General features: G+C 62.0%; 15 protein-coding genes. 9 read left to right on the top strand and 6 right to left on the bottom strand.

Annotated elements, in window-relative coordinates:
• Nucleotides 1-22: 22 nt before the first annotated feature.
• From FJ319_03740 to FJ319_03730, 3 genes are all read right to left on the bottom strand, one after another.
• Entirely contained in the window at nucleotides 23-1390 is a 1368-nt protein-coding gene (locus tag FJ319_03740) for a UDP-glucose/GDP-mannose dehydrogenase family protein (GenBank protein MBM3933405.1), read from the bottom strand.
• 140 nt (nucleotides 1391-1530) lie between these two features.
• A complete protein-coding gene (locus FJ319_03735) occupies nucleotides 1531-2151 on the bottom strand; it encodes a hypothetical protein (GenBank protein MBM3933404.1) in 621 nt (206 codons plus the stop codon).
• An 88-nt stretch (nucleotides 2152-2239) separates the two neighbouring features.
• Complete coding sequence (locus FJ319_03730) at nucleotides 2240-2914, bottom strand: winged helix-turn-helix transcriptional regulator (GenBank protein ID MBM3933403.1); 675 nt, start codon at nucleotides 2912-2914, stop codon at nucleotides 2240-2242.
• Between the two features lie 251 nt (nucleotides 2915-3165).
• On the opposite strand from FJ319_03730, the gene FJ319_03725 reads away from it, so the two are divergent.
• Genes FJ319_03725 through FJ319_03710 form a run of 4 tightly spaced genes read left to right on the top strand, consistent with a single transcriptional unit; the run spans nucleotide 3166 to nucleotide 8287 of the window.
• Nucleotides 3166-5769: a DUF4012 domain-containing protein gene (locus FJ319_03725; GenBank protein MBM3933402.1), complete on the top strand. Its 2604-nt coding sequence runs from the start codon at nucleotides 3166-3168 to the stop codon at nucleotides 5767-5769.
• Nucleotides 5770-5822: 53 nt separating this feature from the next.
• Entirely contained in the window at nucleotides 5823-6557 is a 735-nt protein-coding gene (locus FJ319_03720) for a hypothetical protein (protein MBM3933401.1), read from the top strand.
• A 57-nt stretch (nucleotides 6558-6614) separates the two neighbouring features.
• Entirely contained in the window at nucleotides 6615-7451 is an 837-nt protein-coding gene (locus FJ319_03715) for a hypothetical protein (protein ID MBM3933400.1), read from the top strand.
• Nucleotides 7452-7459: 8 nt separating this feature from the next.
• The gene (locus FJ319_03710; protein MBM3933399.1) at nucleotides 7460-8287 is read left to right on the top strand and encodes a hypothetical protein; all 828 of its coding nucleotides are present in this window, start codon (nucleotides 7460-7462) and stop codon (nucleotides 8285-8287) included.
• A gap of 121 nt (nucleotides 8288-8408) precedes the next feature.
• Here FJ319_03710 and FJ319_03705 read toward each other — a convergent pair whose 3' ends face one another.
• Nucleotides 8409-9932: a cupin domain-containing protein gene (locus FJ319_03705; GenBank protein ID MBM3933398.1), complete on the bottom strand. Its 1524-nt coding sequence runs from the start codon at nucleotides 9930-9932 to the stop codon at nucleotides 8409-8411.
• A gap of 324 nt (nucleotides 9933-10256) precedes the next feature.
• Here FJ319_03705 and FJ319_03700 point away from each other — a divergent pair, with 324 nt between their 5' ends.
• On the top strand, nucleotides 10257-10712 hold the full coding sequence (locus FJ319_03700; GenBank protein ID MBM3933397.1) for a hemerythrin domain-containing protein: 456 nt from the start codon (nucleotides 10257-10259) through the stop codon (nucleotides 10710-10712).
• 48 nt (nucleotides 10713-10760) lie between these two features.
• Here the strand turns inward: FJ319_03700 and FJ319_03695 are convergent, their stop codons facing one another.
• Nucleotides 10761-12881, bottom strand: a complete 2121-nt coding sequence (locus tag FJ319_03695; protein MBM3933396.1) for an O-antigen ligase family protein — start codon at nucleotides 12879-12881, stop codon at nucleotides 10761-10763.
• A 142-nt stretch (nucleotides 12882-13023) separates the two neighbouring features.
• Nucleotides 13024-13998, bottom strand: coding sequence for an NAD-dependent epimerase/dehydratase family protein (locus tag FJ319_03690; protein MBM3933395.1), 975 nt, complete (start codon nucleotides 13996-13998; stop codon nucleotides 13024-13026).
• Between the two features lie 73 nt (nucleotides 13999-14071).
• Here FJ319_03690 and FJ319_03685 point away from each other — a divergent pair, with 73 nt between their 5' ends.
• The 4 genes from FJ319_03685 to FJ319_03670 all read left to right on the top strand — a co-directional run bounded on the left by FJ319_03685 (nucleotide 14072) and on the right by FJ319_03670 (nucleotide 18919).
• Nucleotides 14072-15517: an FAD-binding protein gene (locus FJ319_03685; GenBank protein ID MBM3933394.1), complete on the top strand. Its 1446-nt coding sequence runs from the start codon at nucleotides 14072-14074 to the stop codon at nucleotides 15515-15517.
• 98 nt (nucleotides 15518-15615) lie between these two features.
• Entirely contained in the window at nucleotides 15616-16800 is a 1185-nt protein-coding gene (locus FJ319_03680; protein MBM3933393.1) for an FAD-binding oxidoreductase, read from the top strand.
• The gene (locus FJ319_03675; GenBank protein ID MBM3933392.1) at nucleotides 16800-18125 is read left to right on the top strand and encodes a 4Fe-4S dicluster domain-containing protein; all 1326 of its coding nucleotides are present in this window, start codon (nucleotides 16800-16802) and stop codon (nucleotides 18123-18125) included. Before FJ319_03680 ends, FJ319_03675 begins: the two co-directional genes overlap by 1 nt.
• Complete coding sequence (locus tag FJ319_03670) at nucleotides 18125-18919, top strand: SDR family oxidoreductase (GenBank protein ID MBM3933391.1); 795 nt, start codon at nucleotides 18125-18127, stop codon at nucleotides 18917-18919. The genes FJ319_03675 and FJ319_03670 overlap by 1 nt, the downstream gene beginning before the upstream one ends.

The following is an 18919-nucleotide window of genomic DNA, read 5'->3' as shown; positions in this document are numbered from 1 at the left end:
ACCGTTTATCGTCCGTGAAGGTCTACGGCCTGCCGACGCTGTAGTATTCAAACCCTGCGCCCCGCACTTTCGCGGGGTCGAACAGGTTGCGGCCATCGATGATGAGAGGTACTTCCATCGCGGGCCTTAGCTTCGCCAGGTCCACGCCCAGGTAGTCCTTCCACTCCGTAAGCAGCACCACGGCGTCAGCGCCTGCCGCCGCATCCTCTGCCGAGTCGCAATACACCACTGACGGCGGGTTCGCGGGGATATCGCGCATGGCCTCCTTGTTGGCCTGCGGGTCGTGCAGGCGCAGGTGCGCTCCTTCCTCGATCAGCGCCCGCACCACGGCCAGCGCCGGCGCCTCGCGCGTATCGTCCGTTCCCGGCTTGAACGCCAGGCCCCACACCGCGATGTTCTTGCCCTTCACCACCCATAGCGCCTGCCGCACCTTGGCAGCGAACTTGCCCACCCTCGCATTGTTGATCTTCTCAACCTCGCGCAACAGAGAGAAGTCCACTCCGTGCTCCGAGGCGACGTATGTGAATGCGCGAATGTCCTTCGGGAAGCAATAGCCGCCGTACCCTATGCCCGCATTCAGGAAGCGGGGGCCGATGCGCGGGTCCATCCCGATGCCGCGCGTCACGTCCTGGATGTTCGCTCCCGTCGCCTCGCAAAGGTCGGCGACCATATTCGCGAATGAAATCTTCATCGACAGGAACGCGTTTGAACCGTGCTTGATAATCTCTGCGGCGTTGATGTCCGTGACTATGATCGTGGAATCCATACTCTTGCCGATCCGCTCAACAAGGGGTCGGTAGACGTCCATCATCATCTTCGCCGCCGGCTCGCTCTCTACCCCGATGACAATCCTGTCCGGGTTGAACACGTCGTAAATGGCCGTGCCCTCCCGCAGGAACTCAGGGTTGACCGCCACATCGAAGTCCACCGAGCCGCCGTTGCCGTTGGAACGGGCGGCAGCATAACGAATGATGCTTTGCTTCAGCCGCCCGGCAGTCTGCACGGGCGTTGTGCTCTTCTCGATAATCACCTTGTACTCATTCAGATTCGGCGCGATAGTCCGGGCCACCTTCTCCATATGGGAAAGGTCTGCGGCGCCATCGTCTTTCTGAGGCGTGCCCACGCACACGAAAATGACGTTGGAGTCCTTCACCGCCGAGGCCACATCCTTGCGGACGATAAACCTCCCGGAGTCCAGGTGCTTCTTGAGGAGTTCTTCGAGGCCCGGCTCGTAAAAGGTCGGGTCCCCACTCTGGATCCTCTCCGCCTTGTCCCGGTACTCGTCGGCGCCGATGACTGTCCAGCCAACCTCTGCCATGCCAAGAGCTGTGGGCAGACCAACGTGGCCAAGGCCCAACACCGCGATTCTAACGTCCTGTTTGTTTTTCAACTTCTCTCCTCTTTCGTTCCGTTGCGGTACGATCAGACGGCACACGACGTCCCCCCGGCCGGTCAGCCGAGTTAGCCGCGCGCGCCCCTGGGTCGCCCCCGGAGCAGAAGCTTCTACGGAGGGCGATGTCTTTCGTTATTCTAACTCTCCGCCGGCAACGCGCCCTGGGAGCCGCGCGGCCCGAAGCCCTTGATCCAGCGGCCCTTGCCCCGCGTTCGGCGGGGTGGACGCCCACTCCCTGCCTGCGCTTCCAGCCATTCCTGCCCGCCTGCCGGCTCCAGGCTGTACCAGGGCACCCTGGCGTGGACCAGGCCTCCCATGAAGCTCATGAGCACCTTTACCCGGGACTGTGGGGACTTCGCCTCTTCCAGCACCTCGGCCAGACTGTCCACGTGGCCGTTGACTACCCGCACCCTGTCTCCAGGCTGGTAGCGGCGCCACTGCCCTCCCGTTGCGTTTACTTCCTTGAGCCTGGCATCCATCTCCACTATTACGCTGTCCGGCACAACGGGTATGACTCCGTCGAACTCCACCCACCCGATAAGCCCGGCGATTCGGCCTACGGGCGGCAACGACGCACCTTCATCCTCGTTCCTCACGAAAAGGTATCCCGGGAAGAGCGGCGCGTCATTGTGTCCTGCCCGTGGCCGGGGTGTTATTACACGTGGGAAGAACGGCATGTACCCCGAGCGCTCGAGCGCAGAGGCAGCTACATATTCCGAAAGAGGCTTGGTCCTGACCAAGCGCCAGCCATTCGACAAGCGGGCCCCTCCATCTGCGCGATCGTAGTCAGCCTATATTGTACGTGCCGTCGGCAGTCTGTTCAAACCCTGAACACACCGGCGTTGTTCATCGGGGTCCTGCGTCGGTGCCGGTGGTGCTGTCGTTGGCCCTGGCGGCAGGCCGGCTTCTCCAGCCCATCACCTCCAGAAAGTCCGCTTCGGCAACCCCCTGGGAAAGGAGCATCTGCCGGCATTCATCGTTGTCTCCCCTCGCCGCCAGGAGGACCCTTGAGAATCGCCCGTTTTCGATCTCGCACACAGATCTGACTTTCATGCCGAGGAATCTCTGGCCGTTCGCGTGCAGATCGAAAATGTGTATCTCCTCAACGCCTATGTCCCGCAGCGCCAGGAATGCAAGCTCAGCCATTTCTGTAGAGCCCACAATCGCCACGCTGGACTCTTCCGTGATCTGCCCTTTCAAATCATCCCTGAGAATCCCGCGGACACGCTTGTAATGGCCAATGAACTGCTCAACGTATGCCGCTGCAAGGTGGACCTTACGCGCGACCCCGGAAGGGGAAACCACATAGGCCCATTTCCGCCAGCCAAGTTGGGTCACGCGAACGTATCCCCGCTTTGCCATTTCGCGCAGAAGCAGATTGGCTACACCAAGGGCAATGCCAAGCTCGGAGGCAAGTCGTCGCTGGCTAAGCTCGGGGTCCTTGTTTACTTCTTCAAGCACCCGCAGCTCGCGATAGACGTCGCCGCCTAATATGTCCTGATGTTCATTCGCAGAACGCATTGCACAAATGTATGAGGGGTTGGAAACTATGTCAAGTACCTATTTCGGCATCCCATCGTTTTAATTAAGGCGATTGAATTAACCACGGAAAAGCCCTGTAATTGTCGAAGGGATGAGGCTTCGTGAAGCGGCGGCCCAGTGAACTTCCTTCGAACCGCGCAACGAATGTGAGTGCGTTCATAGCAGGAACTGTGTATAATTCGTTGGGTTGTTAACGCTGGGAAAAATGGTCGAATTTGTAGGGACTCGATATGGGTGATCGGAAGCAGAAGAAGACCGGGTCCGGCGGCGTAGCTGCCGCACTGCCGCACCTCCTCGAGCGAGGAGGTCGCCGTGTCTGGCATTCGCTGGTATTTGTTACTGTATTAGCGATTACCGTGGTTTCCGCCAAAATCGCGATCGACCTTGCCCCGCTGGCCGCCGGAGCTTCGGACCGGATCAGGGACCTTCGGGATATCTCCTCGCGAGGCGTGACCGACGCAGACACGAAAGCCATCGATGACCTGAAATCCAGAGTTGCGACCATAGAGGGAGAGACCGGGGCGCTTGCGCGCTCCGCAGGATGGGCTTCGCGGCTCTCCTCAGCGGCGTCGTGGCTGCCATGGGCCGACCGCGAGGTCAAGGCATGGGCCACCCAGGCCGGGCGCGTCCACCGGGACGTTCTGTTTGCTGGGGATATCCTGGAGAGCTCCGCTGAGTTGATGTCCACCTTGTCGGACGCTCAGACGGTAATGCTCGCTCCGACCGGCAGCGCTGCGGTCGACGATCTTGCGAGCAAGGCGCAACAGCTTGAGGCCACGTTCGCAACAACCCTGAATGAGCACGCCAGGGCGTCGCGCAGTGTCAGCAAGGTCCGCCCCTCATACACTATTACTCCGGCCATCAGCGCCATGGACTTCATGACAGAGTCTGAAGCCCGCATGCAGAGCGCCGCCGTAATAGGACAGCAGGCCTCCGGCCTCCTCGCAGACCTGATGGAGATCGGCGCCAGCGCCAGGCCGTTTGTCGGTCAGTTCAACGGCTCTGCAACCGGGCCAATGGACTTTGCCGCGCTGAAGGCCACAATGGCGAAGCTCGACACCGACCTCCAGTTTGCGCTGGTCCGCTCAGAGTCGCTCACACGGCTCGTGGCCGATAGCGGACAGAGCACTGAGCTGCTCGCGCGCCTCAGGCTCCTGAATGACATGGAAAGCTCACTTCAGAAGGCCGCAAAGGCCGCTTACATAGGCGTCGACGTGCTTGAGCCGGCCTTCGCGGAGGTTAAAAAGTCCGGAGGCGGTCTGCTGGGCCCGGGCGGCACACTGGCACCCGTGATAACCGCCGTTTCAGCCAGGCAGCAGGATATCGCGTCCGCCGTCGCCCTCCCTGACGACTCCCGGCGCACACTCGCAAAGGCCGGTTCATCAGGCAGCGCCGCTGAGATTGCCGGCATGGCCGACCTGCAGGCGCTGGTTGCGAACCTGGCAGACGGTATGGGCCTGCTCAACGATATCGCACCCATCGGCGAGTCCATCATCGGCGCAGATGGCTCAGTCAAGCGTTACCTGGTGCTCGGCCAGACTGCGGATGAGCTCAGGGCCACCGGGGGCTTCGTCTCTTCCGTATGGCTGGTCACGTTCGAATCCGGCGGCCTCAGGGCCATCGATTATTACGATGCCGTGTTTGTAGACGATTGGGACAAGCTGGTCCTCTACCCTTCAGCGCCCGCGGGGCTCCGCGATCACATTAACGCAACCGTGTGGCTGATGCGAGACGTCTCATGGGAGCCGCATTTCCCGGTGACGGCGCAGACAGCCGCAGATATGTTTGTCATAGGCCAGGGCATACGGGTCGATGGGGTGGTCGCCATCAATCAGTGGACTCTGTTAGGCCTGGTCCAGGCCATCGGCGATATTCCCGCACCTGACGGCGGCCCCGACATTAACCAGAGAAACCTGTTCGCGCGGCTTGAAGAAGGCACGGACCTGCACGGACGCGCCTACATGGACGTGGTGCTCCAGGGGGCAATTAGAAGCCTTGACTCAAGGGCGTCTCTGCCGACGATGCTTCGCCTTGGCGCGGCTATGAGGGACAGCCTGGAGAAGCGGGAGATGCTGGTCTATATGAGCGACCCGGCCGCTCAGGGCCTCATGGCGCTCAAGGGATGGGACGGCAGCGTCACCCAGTCTGCCGATATGGACTACCTCTATGTAGTCGACTCCAACGTCGGATGGAGCAAGGCGGACAGGAACATCGAGAGGACAGTCCACTACCAGGTGGACCTGAAACGTGAAAAAGGGGCTAGAATTAATCTGCGACTGCGTTACAATAATCATAGTGGTCCGGGCTCCCCAGGCTGCGAGCCGCAGTGGCTGAACCGCGACACGAACTATAGCCAGCTCAAAAACGCTTGCTACTGGGACTTCTGGAGGGCCTACGTGCCACGGGGGGGCGAAGCTGTTAAGCAGTACCCCCTGCCCTTGTCCATGAATACGGTTGCGGCGGAGATCGGGAGGGGGGACCCGGGCAAAGATACCGTAGCTACAGGCTCAACCTACGACAAAACAGTCCTGTCCGGGCTGTTCGCCGTGGGCGCGCAACAGACGAAAGAGATTAACCTCGTCTATTACCTCCCGTCCAGGCTGACCTTCCGGGACGGCGAGACCATCAAGTACCAGCTTCTTCTACAGAAGCAGCCGGGCAGCAGGTACAGGGACGTTACACTCGAGTTCCTGCTCCCGAGCGGCTACCGCGTAGCCTCCAGCTCCGTCGCGCTTACCGCGAGCGGAGCAACCCCCAGGTTCCAGGTCCGCGTGGACCAGGACATGCTTTTCGAGGTGGTGTTCGCGAAGAAGTCCGCATCCGCCTCGGACTGATTCCCCAGGTCATTATCACAGTGGTGAGTAGTCTTTTGCCCAGAGCATTTGCAGTGTCAGAAAATCGAACGAGGGCGCTTCTTTCGGCCCTCGCGGTGGCGTCCCTCGCCCTCGCCTTCGTGGCGACCGCGTGCTCGCGACCCGCCACCGCCACGCCGGTGAATGAGAAGACCTTCGTCGCCAGGGTCGCCACCCCGGAGACCAAGCTGACGGTCCGCGCCTCGGTGGAGATCACCGCGCCGATCGTCCGTGTTGCACCTGTATTCACCTCCGTAAACATCGACCCCAACCCAGTCGTTATCGATGCCGGAGACTCCGCCACCTTGAAGGCGACGGCGTACGACAGGAACGGGCAGGTGCTCCCGGACGTGCAGCTAAGCTGGTCGGCGGTGGATGCCCGCGCGGGCTCATTCGCGGAGGACGGCACCTTTGTCGCTCGGTCCCGCCCGGGCAGCTACCAGGGTAGCGTCCTTGTAACGGCGGTGCAGAACACGCCGGATGGTGTTGTCACCAAATCGGTAACGGCAGACGTCGTGGTTGTCGGCGACGACCGCCCGCTGGAGATGGCCCACATCGAGTTCGTTCAGAACGGGGCAACCGTGCTCCGCCAGCAGATATTCCGGTTCCACGCCGTGGCATTCGACGTCGACGACTCCCTGATACCGGACGTTCCATTCGCTTGGCGCCTCCTTGACGAGAAGCTGGGCCGCATTGACGAGTTGGGCGTCCTCACAGTCCAGGGTGAGGCAGGCTTTTACGAGAACGCTGTCGAGGTGTCCGCCGTGTGAAACGGTGTCGAGATCACGGCCGTGACATCCGTTACCGTCAACGATTCATCGCAATTTGTGAACACTCTGACAGTGCATGCCCTGCCACAAAGGTATTTCACCGCACCGAACGAGCGCTCCCACTTCACCGCGCACGCGTTGAACGGCCTTGGCCAGGTCGCTGTGGGCACAACCCTCCGCTGGAGCATGGCGGACCCGAAGGCGGGGACCATAGATGAAAAGGGGTCCTTCATCAGCGGCGAAGATCCCGGCGTATATGCGGACGCGGTGCTCGTCGAAGCATTCATCCCGGGCGAGTTCGGCTTTGTGCATTGCAGAGACTACGCGACCGTCGTTGTCCAGCAGTCAAAGGCTATTTCCCGCCTGAAGTCTGTCGAAGTCCGCCCGACCGGCGTAGTGCTCCAGCCGGGGACTCTGACGACGTTTAGTGTGAAGGCCGCGGCAACGAACGGCAAGGCGGCAACGAACCTGGTGATTGCCTGGGAAATGGTCGACGGCAGCGCCGGAGAAATCAGCTCCAACGGCGCCTTCAAGGCCGGATCGATGGCCGGGATTTACACGGATGCCGTCCGGGTAAGCGTCACACAGAAGCTAGCGGGCGGTGAGACGATAACGATGACTAAGACAGGGACGATCACGATCCCTGGTAAGCTGACCACGGTCGACATCCAGCCGCTAAATGCGGTCGTCTCCGCCGGAAAGACCGTCCGCTTCAGCGTGAAGGGATGGGACGAGAACTCCGTCGAGGTCAGTAGCGTGATAGTCCGCTGGAGTCTGGCAGACAACTCTATCGGCACGATCAACGGCCTCGGGAACTTCAAGGCGTCCGCATCGACCGGCAAGTATGAGAACGCCATAATCGCCGAGATCGTCCAGATCCAGCCTGCCAGGTGATAGCCCCCATGCCCTCGCGTCGATACATCGTGGCTGTTGCAGCCGCCGTCCTTACCCTCTCTCTCCTGTTCGCCCTTGGATGCAAGAAGAAGACGCCCACAAATCCTACCCCAACGCCTGTTCAGCAGGGCGTATCCAACGGAGATGCCCGGTGCGCACCGGGCACGGCCGTGAATATTGTGGACTCCACTGTGATCGACGTTGAGACCGACGACAGAAAAGTTGTAAGGGTGCGCTATTATGGCATCGAAGCGCCCAGCATCGCGTCGGAATCCGGCGATAACGCGGCGTTCAGTTTCAACCGGTTCACGGTGGCGGGGCAGCGGGTAGAGATGGAAGAGGCGCCTGACCTCTTCGACGAGGAAGGTAACCTGCTGTGCTTCGTTTACGCAAACGGGGACATGGTTAATCGGGAGATGCTCGTCAGCGGCTACGCCCGGGTTACATCTGATGAAGGGAGCTTCAAATATCTCCAGCAGTTCCTGGCCGCTGAAGAGGAAGCCCGTAACCAGTTGCGCGGCCTATGGCAGCAGGCCTCGCACGACTTTGTCTCAATCCCCTACACGCCCACGCCCGTATCCGGCCAGCCTTTCGAAGGCGGCACGCTGCCGAACTTCGGGGGCATGGATGGAATCGGCGGCATCTGCGACTACTCAGGCACAACCGACGCGGTCATCAAAGGCAACGTGGACGGCAGGACGGGCCAGCGCATCTTTCACGTACCCGGCGGGTTCTTCTACGAGACGATAATTGTCTCCGCTGCCGACGGCGACGCGTGGTTCTGTACGGAGGCCGAGGCCCGCGCCTCCGGTTTCCGCAAGGACAAGGAGCACTGACGGCAGTCGGCAGTGAGCAGTTAGCCGGTCCCGCCGTAGTGGCGCACCGAGTGCGCCCCACTGTATCCTTTGCTCACTGCTCACTGTGGCTCTGAACCCCGATTGCATCGGGGCTCACTGCTCACTTCCTGTTGTAGTTGTCCTCAAACCTTACGATGTCGTCCTCGCCAAGGTACGCACCCGAGCCCACCTCGATCAGCTCCAGGGGCACCTTGCCGGGGTTCTCCAGCCGGTGTTTCATCCCCTTGGAAGCATACGCGGACTGGTCCTCCGTCAACAGGAATACCTCGTCGCCGCGCGTCACCTTCGCGGTGCCCGTCACAACGATCCAGTGCTCAGACCTGTGATAGTGCATCTGGAGCGAAATGGCGGCCCCCACGTTGATCGTAAGGCGTTTGACCTGGAACCCGGGTCCCTTGTCCAGGACCTCGTACGTCCCCCATGGGCGGTGGACCTTTCGGTGTACCACGTATTCCGGACGCCTGTCCTTCTTGAGTCTCTGGACAATTTCCTTGACTTCCTGGGCCCGGTCCTTCTTCGCTACCAGCACGGCGTCCCCGGTCTCCACGATCACCACATCCTCCAGGCCCACTGTTGCCAGCAGCCGGTGCTGTGAGAGCAGGAGAGAGTTCTTCGTAGAATGGGCATAAACGTCGCCCTGGACGACGTTGCCGTTCTCGTCGTGCCCCCGCTCTTCCCAAAGTGCAGACCACGCGCCGATGTCTGACCACCCGGCGTCCATCGGCACCACTACGCACCCGGTTGCCCCGTGAGACTCCCCAGAGGCGCCGTTGCCGTTACGACTGTAGATGGCGGCTGCGGCTTTCTCCATTACGGCGTAGTCGATTGAGTCGCTGGGGCATTCGGTGAATTGCTCCCTGCCCGGTCGGAAGAAATCGCCGTCGGTCTTGCCGGCTGAATAGGCGGCTACGCACGCGTCAGAAATGTCGGGCCGGTATTTTTTGAGCTCTGCAAGCCACACTGAAGCGCGCATCATGAAGATGCCGCTGTTCCACAGGTAGTCTCCAGAGGCGACGTACTTCTCGGCTGTCGCCAGGTTCGGCTTCTCGACAAATGCGGCCAGCTCCCTCGCAGTTAATGACGAGGCGCCGGCGGCAGTAGCAGCCTTCGTCGCAGGGGCGCCGGCGGCGGCGCCTTTCTGGATGTACCCGTAGCCTGTGACCGCAGCGTCCGGGACCACGCCAAACGTCACGAGGCGGCCGGCGGCGGCGTGTGCTGCGCCTTCGCGGACAACGTTATGAAAAACGCGTTGGTCCGTAATCACATGGTCCGCGGACATCACGAGGATAATCGGGTCCTCTTCCTTGTCCTTGACGATTTCGGCCAGCTTCAGGGCGGCCAGGGTAAGCGCGGGCGCGGTATTGCGCCCGGAGGGTTCGATTATCGACGCCAGCCCCTTGCGATCGATTTCCCGGAGCTGCCCCGCAAGGAGAAACTGGTGGACCTCGTTGCATACGATGATCGGGGGAGCGACGTTTTCCATGCCGTCCAAGCGGCAGACGGTCTCCTGCAGCATGCTGCGCTCCCCCATTAGGGAAAGGAACTGCTTCGGGTAATGGTCTCGGGAGAGGGGCCACAGGCGTGTGCCCGAGCCACCGGCGAGAATTACAGGGTACAGCTTCATAAATCCCTCCCGCGCCCGTTGGCGCACAGGCGTTAGCATCTTAACGGAAGGATAGCCGCGCCCCAAACGGGTGTCAACGGTCGAATGTGTAGCTGGAAAACGGCATCGTCTAGTCCATCCGGCTTATGACCACCGCCTTCCCCGAAGGCAATCGCCCTCCGAACGGCAGCGGCGGTGCGTTTAGCGGCGAGGCTGATAGTTATTTAAGACCAGATCTTGATGTCCGGACGGCTTATTGCCGTGAGCTCGCAGCCACCGTTACTCTCGACTTAGACGGCGTTTCACTCAGCGGCGGTTGTAGTAACACTGGAGGAGGAGGCGCCAATGAACGCACTGGAACTGCATAAGGCCGATCATAAGGCCGTTAAGGGGCTTTTCAAAGACTTCCGCAACTCGGGCGATGCAGCGTACAAGACCAGGGCGAGTATTGCAGAGAAGGCGTTCAGGGAGCTCATGGTCCACTCCCAGATCGAAGAAGAGATCTTCTATCCCGCAGTCGCCAGGGCAACAGGCAAAGAGGGCAAGGAGCTCGTGAAAGAGGCGAATGAGGAGCACCACGTTGTTGATGTGCTCATGGGCGAGCTGCAGAACATGAAGTCGGACGACGAGAACTACGTCGCCAAGTTCACGGTCCTCATGGAGAACGTGGAGCACCACATCGAAGAGGAAGAGGGTGAGATGTTCCCCGAGTTCGAAGAGTCCATCTCAGAGGAGGAGCTGGGGGCGATAGGCGAGAAGCTCCTCAAGCGCAAGGAAGCACTGGCGAAAGCCGTCGTTTAACCAGACGAAGAGAGGCGGATCGTACGGACCGCCTCTCTTTTCGCGCTATTATCCCGGTGCGGGCGTCTTCGCACTCTCGGCCTCGATTTCGTCTATTTGCTCCCGGATGCCCCTGAAATGGCGCTCCGCAGCAGGCGTTTCCGCCACGTACTTGTCGATTATGTCGCGCGCGCTCGCGAAGTTGCCCTCTACTACGAACTGGCCGATCAGCAGCAGCTGCACCTCTATCCTCGTCGGCGCAAGCGCAGCAGCCTCTTCCACTAGGACCCTGGATTTGGGGATGACCGTCGGATCGAAAAGCGAAGCTACCTGATAGAGCCCCGCCAGCGAGTTGTGCAGCCGCCACTCCTGCGGTTCGGCTTCAATACCCAGGCGGCCCTCCTTCTCAGCAAGGTCCAGCGCTGCTCTCGCGTCCGTCTGAGACATCGACTCCCATTCCACCCTCATCCGCTCAAGCATAACCCGGCGCGGGTAGTTTCCAAGCTCTGGGAACGTGTGGATCGACTCCTCAAACAGCGCAAGCCGCTCCGGCCATGGGCGCGAGCTGCCGAGCGGCTTGATCACCGTCTGGGAGGCAACCAGGGGCCGCAGAGTGTAGAAAGTGAACGCGACGAAAATGAGCACCGCCATGATGCCGGCGCCCGTCATCAGGCCGCCATCGGTCTGAAGGAATTTGAGGCCGCGCAAAGGTATATCTGCGGCGGCGCCCTTTCTCACCGGCGCAGCGGCGCCCTCTGGCTCCTCCCGTGGCGCGAACAGTCCGTCCACAAAAGCCACAAAAGCCACGAGCAGGTAGAACTGGGCGACCGTGCCGACGTTGTCAAACAGGAAGAGGTTCTGAACGAAGTAGGCAACCAGTGCCGCTCCGGCAAAGAGCACGAGAGCCTGCGCCCCGCTCTCAAGCGACCTGGTGCGCCTCACTACAATGAAGACCAGGTACCCCCAGAAGGCCATGTACCCAAGTAAGCCGAGAATGCCCTTCGTGGTCAACTCCTCGATCAGCTTGTTGTGCGCCTGGTCAAAAGTGACTGTGGCGGCGGCCACCACCTCAAGGGGCACCAGCCTGTCGTAGGCGATCGTGAAGTTCTCCGGTCCCCAACCGAGTATCGGCCGCTCCGCAAACCCCTGCAGTCCAACTTTGGCGGAACGAATGCGGCCCTGCATGCTCTCGTCGTTCAGGCCAGTCGTAGCCACCCTTTCGAGCACGCCGGTTGTGCCGTCTATCCCGCCGGACCCGGCGGAGACACGGATTACGACCAGGAGAAGGGCGAGCGCTCCAACGAAGCCTAGGGCGCCGTAGGCCGCGAGCTTCAGACCGCGGACCCTGCCCAGCGCTGCATATCCTGCAATGAAGAAAAGCAGTCCGGCAACCAGCCCAAGGAATGCGCCGCGCGTGCCGCTCAGGTAGAGCATGAGGAGGTCCATCAACAGCGCGGAAATCCAGAAGGCGCGCATGACGTTCTCGTTCAAGAGAGGAGCGCTCTCCGGTTTCTTGCGGGCAGGCCCGGAAGCCCGCTTCCTGCGGCCGGCGGTCGTCGCCTCAGGCTCCTGGACGACCCTATCCTTGAAGAACGAGCTCGCCAGAAAACCAAGCGCAATAAGGACATTCACCGCCATGTATCCGCCGACATACGTCGGGTTGCCAAGCGATATCTCCAGGCGTTGCGTGGTCCTCAGGAACGGCAATATGCCGAAGTCGAAGTACTGCGTCAGCCCCAGCAGCCCCATGACTATGCTGACACCGAGGTTGAAGTTGAGAGCAATCCGCCACGGCAGCCAGGTCCGGAACACCGAAGCGGCAACAACTACGTACAGGTACCAATGCGCCAGGTCCACCCACCCTTGCATTCGCTCGTACGTAGACCACAGGCTCCGCTGCATGCTCACGCCGAGGAGAGACGCCAGCAACGCAATAAACACGTACCCGCCCAGAATCGGCAATAGCCACGACTTCGGAGGCATATACGTTCTGTCCCGTAACACCAGGACTAACCAGATTCCGACGGCAATCTCGATCAGGGCCCGGTAGTAAAGGGCCTTGCCGACAATGAACGGGAAGAAGGTGCTGGGGAAGGGCTCGGTCATCACTATCAGTGGGGAAAGCAGCGCCATAACGAGCAAGACGCGGATGGTGTTCAGCAGGACGTTTTCAATGGGTGACTTTGCCATTTTCTCAACTCGGTTGAAGTGAGTCGATTCTAGTTGACGGCCTTGGCTGCGGTCAATTGCAGAGAGGGAGATGGGACGGGCGGCAGGTGAACACCTGCCGCCCGGGAGTTCGGTCACGGTCCGGCCTCGCTGCCGGAAGCGATTATGCCTGGGACTTGAGCCAGGCGACAGTCTGGCGCAGGCCGTCCTTCAGCGAGACTTCGGGCGCCCAGCCGAGCTGCTTCCTCGCACGGGTGTTGTCGAGCACGATGCGCTTGACCTCCCCGCGGCGCGCAGGGGCATAACCGGGCTTTAGCTTGTAGCCCGCCTCCGCCGTCAGGAGCTTCGTTACCTCATTCACGGATGTGGCCTTGTTTGTGCTGACGTTGACGGTAACCGGCCCATTGTGAAGCTGGGCCTTCTCGTGCGCCCGGGCGACGTCGGTTACGAAGATGAAGTCGCGCGTCTGCTCGCCGTCGCCGTAGATAGTGACGGGCTGGCCCTTGAGCATCCTGAGGCCAAATATGCCGATGACGCCTGCCTCGCCCTTCGGGTCCTGCCGCGGGCCGAAGACGTTCGCCAGCCGCAGGACCTTCACCGTGATCGTTTCCGGCGCAAGAACGCGCAGGTATTGCTCAAATGTCCACTTGCTCAGTCCGTAAGGGCTTATGGGGCGGATGGCGTCTTCTTCGCGGCACGGGTTGCGCTCCGGGTCGCCGTACAGCGCGCCGCCTGTGTTGATGTAGAGGAACTGCGGCACGCCCGCCTTCACGGAGGCGTTCAGCATGTTGATGCTGCCCAGAATGTTCGTCGTCGCATCGTGGATGGGGTCCTCCATTGACACGACCACCGAAGCCTGGGCGGCGCAGTGCGTTACCAGGTCCGGCTTGAATGCCGCGATTGCGTCGTACACTTTCGGGTCCGTGATATCCATTTGAACGAGGTCAGCGCCCGAGGGTACGTTGGACTTCTTGCCGCTCGAGAGGTTGTCCAGGACCAGCACCTGGTCCTTCCTGGCAAGCAGCCTGTCGACAATATGAGAGCCTACAAAGCCGGCGCCGCCGGTAATGAGAACGCGCACTATCTTTTCTCCAGTGTTGTTTCCTACAAGCTTATATCCGGTTATGGAAAGAAACAACTCCCTGCCGGCCTAACCCTGTACTGCTATGCGCCAATCTCATATTATGGTGCTACTTTGTAAGGGGGCCGATATGGCCAAGCCGGACGCGCTGGTAACCGAGCTGACGTCGGTAGTCGGAGAGCGGTATGCCCTGTACCGCCCTGAAGACGTCATCGTCTTCGAGTACGACGGGTCGGTGGACCGTGCGCTGCCGCGCGCGGTTGTGCTTCCCGGGAACACCGACCAGGTCTCGGCTGTGATGAAGACCGCCCGAAAGCACGGCGTCCCTGTCGTCGCGCGCGGCGCTGGCACCGGCCTCAGTGGCGGCGCAGTCGCGGAACGCGGCGGGATTGTGCTCGCCATGACCCGGATGAAGGCGATCATTGAGATCGACCCGGAGAACATGGTTGCAGTTGTTGAGCCGGGCGTCGTCAACATGGACCTTTCATACGCAGCCGGAAAGTACGGCCTTTATTACGCTCCGGACCCATCCAGTCAGAAGGCGTGCACCATCGGCGGCAACGTCGCAGAAAACTCCGGCGGCCCTCACTGCCTCGCGTACGGCGTGACAACCAACCACATCCTCGGCACGGAGGTGGTGCTCGCGGATGGGTCTGTGCTGTGGTTGGGTGGCAAGACTCGCGAGAAGCCCGGGTACGACCTTCGCGGTGTCGTAGTGGGTTCGGAAGGGACGCTGGCCGTAGTTACAAAGGTTGCCGTGCGCCTGCTCAGGAAGCCGGAGGCGGTCAAGACACTCCTGGCGGTGTTCAGGGAGATCGAGCAAGCGAGCCAGGCGGTTTCCGGCATCATCGGCGCGGGAATTGTGCCGGCCGCGATCGAGATGATGGACCACCTTTGCATCAAGGCGGTGGAGCCGGCCGTGAACGCCGGATACCCTGCCGATGCGGGCGCTGTGCTGCTGGTGGAGGTGGACGGGCTTAGCGAAGCAGTCGAAGAGGAGGCGGAAGAGATCGAGCGCATTTGCCGCAGGTATGGCCCGATGGAGATAAGGGCTGCGACCGACCAGGCGCAGAGGGACCGCCTGTGGGCCGGTCGCAAAGGCGTTCTGGGAGCGCTCGGCAGACTGGCGCCCAACTACTACCTTGTAGACGGCACAATTCCCCGCACCCGGCTGGTCGAGGTCCTCACACGGATAGCCGAGGTATCGGCCGAGGTGCGCCTGCCGATAGTTAACCTGCTGCACGCCGGCGACGGGAATCTTCACCCCTCGGTGCTTTTCGATGAGAGGGACCCTGACGAGCTTCGCCGCGCCCTCTACGCCGGTGGGGAAATTCTCAAGATTTGCGTAGAGTACGGCGGCGTGCTGTCCGGTGAGCACGGAATTGGCCTTGAGAAGCAGGAGTACATGCCGCTCATGTTTTCACAGGCAGATATGGCCGCAATGGCAATGCTCAAGCCCGCGTTCGTGACCGACGACATGCTCAACCCGGGCAAGGTCTTTCCGAAGGGAGGCGGCCACGCGCGCCTGGAGCAGGCGGCGGGAGTGGGCCGGGCCGGGCCGGGTGCGTACAAGTGAGCGTTCGGACCACAAGGGAAATTACCACATTCGAGAGCGACCTGGAAGCGAGGGGGATTACTGCCGGTCACGAAGTCGCCCCTTACGAGATTGACCGAATGGCTCCGGCGGTTGTGACACGGCCTTCAACCGTCGATCAGCTTGCGGCGGTGCTCGGCTCCGCGCAGCGACACGGGCTGGCCGTTTCTCCCACGGGCGGGCGGACGCGGCTATCAATAGGAAATGCTCCCAGGGCGTACGACGTTGCGGTGGACATGACCGGGCTGAACAGGGTGATCGCGCACAACCACGCGGACCTGACAGCCACTGTTGAGGCGGGTGTCACCTTCGCCGCGCTCCAGCAGAGGCTGTCCGCCCAGGGCCAGATGGTGGCTATCGACCCGCCGCTGCCCACGCTGGCTACTGTCGGCGGCACACTTGCCGTTGGGACGGCCGGCCCGCTCAAGTGGCAGTACCTGCACCCTCGCGACCTCGTTATCGGCATGAAGGTCGTGCAGGCGGATGGGACGGTCACGAAGAGCGGCGGGCAGGTGGTCAAGAACGTCAGCGGGTATGACATGTCCCGCCTGCACATAGGCGGCCTCGGCACCATCGGGGTGATCGCAGAAGTGTCGTTCAAGCTGACGCCCTTGCCGGTGCGTGAGGCGACGCTCATTGTCGATTTCCCGTCTGCCGATGACGCCGTCAGCGCGGGGCTCGCCGTATTCAGGAGCGCGGTGATGCCGCTGGCAATCACTTGCTTCGGCCCCTCGTGCACAAGGCTGGCGGTCCGGATGGGGGGGAGGCCCGCGGCGCTGGCGAGGCAGGTGGACGAGTGCGCGCGCCACGCGATGGCGGCAGGCGCCACCGGGCTGGAGACCATGGAAGGTGAGTCGGCGGCGGGACTGTGGCGGGGCCTGTCTGACTTCGGATGGGACGGCGACACCCCTGCGTTGGCGATGCGGGCCAGCGTCACCCCCTCCAATGTCGCGGCGCTTATCCATAGCGTCGCAGATGGAACGGTGGCGCCGGAGATGGTGGCGCACCCGGCGCACGGCACTGTGCAAATACTCTGGCGCGGCCCGATGGACGACGTACAGGCTTTCGGGAAAGCCAGTCAGGTCAGGGCCGCCGCAGCAGCCATGGGCGGCTCGGCGGTGATTGAGCGGTGCTCGTCCTCGATGAAAGCGTCTTTCGACGTTTGGGGAGAGGTAGGTAGCTCCATAGAGACGATGCGAAGGCTGAAATCTCAGTTCGATCCGAACGGCTCGCTGAACCTCGGCCGGTTCGCCGGAGGAATTTGATGCCTTCTGAGCCAACCGCCGCCGACCGGTCGAACGGGCCATTCTTTTCCGGCCCGGACGCCCCGAAGGAGTCCGAGCTATACAAGTGCGTGCACTGCGGGTTCTGCCTTCAGGCGTGCCCCACTTATCTCGAGACCGGCCTTGAGACTGAGTCGCCGAGAGGCCGGATCGCCCTCATGAAGGCCGTCAACGAGCGGCGTATAGGCATTACGGCGGAAACGGTCAGGCACTGGGACCTTTGCATCCAGTGCCGCGCCTGCGAGGTCGCGTGTCCTTCCGGCGTCCCATACGGCACCCTGATCGAGGCCACGATGGCCCAGGTAGAAAAGCACCGCAAGCGGGGCCTCCTCGAGAAAGCCGCAACCTACATTGTTCTGAAGCAGGTTGTGCCGAAACAGTCCCGGCTTGGGCTCGCCGTCGTCGGGCTGCGCATGTACCAGCGCACCGGCGCCCAATCACTCGTACGCAGGACGAAGGTCCTCTCTGCCATCGCGCCCGGCCTGGCGGCGCTTGAGGGCACGGCGCCGGAGGTCCCGGCCGAGCGGCTGGAGGCGAAGGGACAGGTTATTCCAGCCATAGGCCCGCTTCGGGCGCGCATCGCAGTTTTGGCCGGCTGCGTTATGCCGCTGGTGCACGGCCCGCAGATGAATGCCGCTATCCGGGTGCTGACGCGGAACGGCTGTGAGGTCCAGGTCACCCGCGGCCAGGGCTGTTGCGGGGCTATTCACTCGCACACAGGGGACCTGGAGCAGGCCCGCGACATGGCCCGAAGGAACATCGACGCCTTTCTCTCTGCCGGTGTGGACGCGGTCGTGGTCGCGTCCGCGGGCTGCGGCTCCAGGATGAAGGAGTACGGCCACCTGCTTGCCGATGACTCCGGTTACGCGGAGAAGGCCCGGGCCTTCTATGATCTTGTGAAAGACATCCACGAGTTTCTCGCCGCCCTCCCGCTCATCCCTCCGACCGGTCGCATTGAGCGAAAGGTGACGTACCAGGACTCGTGTCACCTCGCGAACCCGCAGAGGGTCACCGCGGCGCCGAGGGCGCTGCTCAGGGCGATACCCGGCCTGGAGCTGGTTGAGCTCGGCAGCAGCGTGTGCTGCGGCGCCGGAGGGACGTACACCGTGACTGAGCACGAGATGTCTATGCGCGTGCTGGACTCCAGGATGGAGGCGGTCAGCAAGACCGGGGCCGACGTTGTGGCCACCGCCAACCCGGGCTGCGTGATGCAGCTAAAGCTCGGGGCGGACCGGAGTGGCCTGGGCGTGCGCGTTTGCTACGTGACCGATCTCCTGGACGAGGCGTATGCCGCGGAGGGCAAGTAATGGAACTGGGCCTGAAAGGAAGAGTAGCCGTTGTCACCGGCGGTAGCGAGGGAATCGGCAAGGCCGCCGGCCTCAGCCTGGCCGCCGAAGGTGCAACGGTTGTGATATGCGGCCGCAGGGAAGATGCCCTTGCGCGGGCAGCCTCTGAGATTCGCGCCGCCGGAGGACAGGTCCTCGCCGTTCAGGCGGACGTGACCAGGACTGAAGACATCGACCGCCTTTTCGACAGAGTAATCGACCAGTTCAAGCGGGTCGATATTCTCGTCAATAACGCCGGTGTGTCCAACGCAGGCCCGCTCGAGTCGAAATCGGACGCAGAGTGGCAGGCCGACCTCGACCTGAAGCTCTTTGCGGCCATCCGCTGTTCACGAAGGGCCATACCGTTGATGCGTCGCGACAGGTGGGGCCGGATAGTCAACGTCACCAGCATCGGCGGCCGAACGCCGGGCGCGGGGTCAGTTCCGACGTCGGTCAGCCGGGCAGCCGGCATAGCGCTGACAAAGGCTATGTCCCGCGAGCTTGCGAAGGACAACATACTGGTCAACACGGTGTGCATAGGCCTGGTAAAGAGCGGCCAGCACGAGCGGGCGTGGCAGGAGCGGAGGCGCGACGAGCCCTCGCTGGGGTTGGAAGACTTCTATCGCAGCATGGCCCGGGTAGACGGCGTCCCGCTGGGACGGGTTGGAGAAGCGGGCGAGGCCGGCGACGTCATAGCCTTCCTCGCATCCGAGCGCGCAAGCTACCTGACAGGCACCGCGATCAATATCGACGGCGGCGAGTCGCCGGTGGTATAG

The organism is SAR202 cluster bacterium (assembly GCA_016872355.1).
Taxonomy (GTDB): domain Bacteria; phylum Chloroflexota; class Dehalococcoidia; order Lucifugimonadales; family VGZY01; genus VGZY01.
This window is presented reverse-complemented; position numbering and strand designations above follow the sequence as displayed.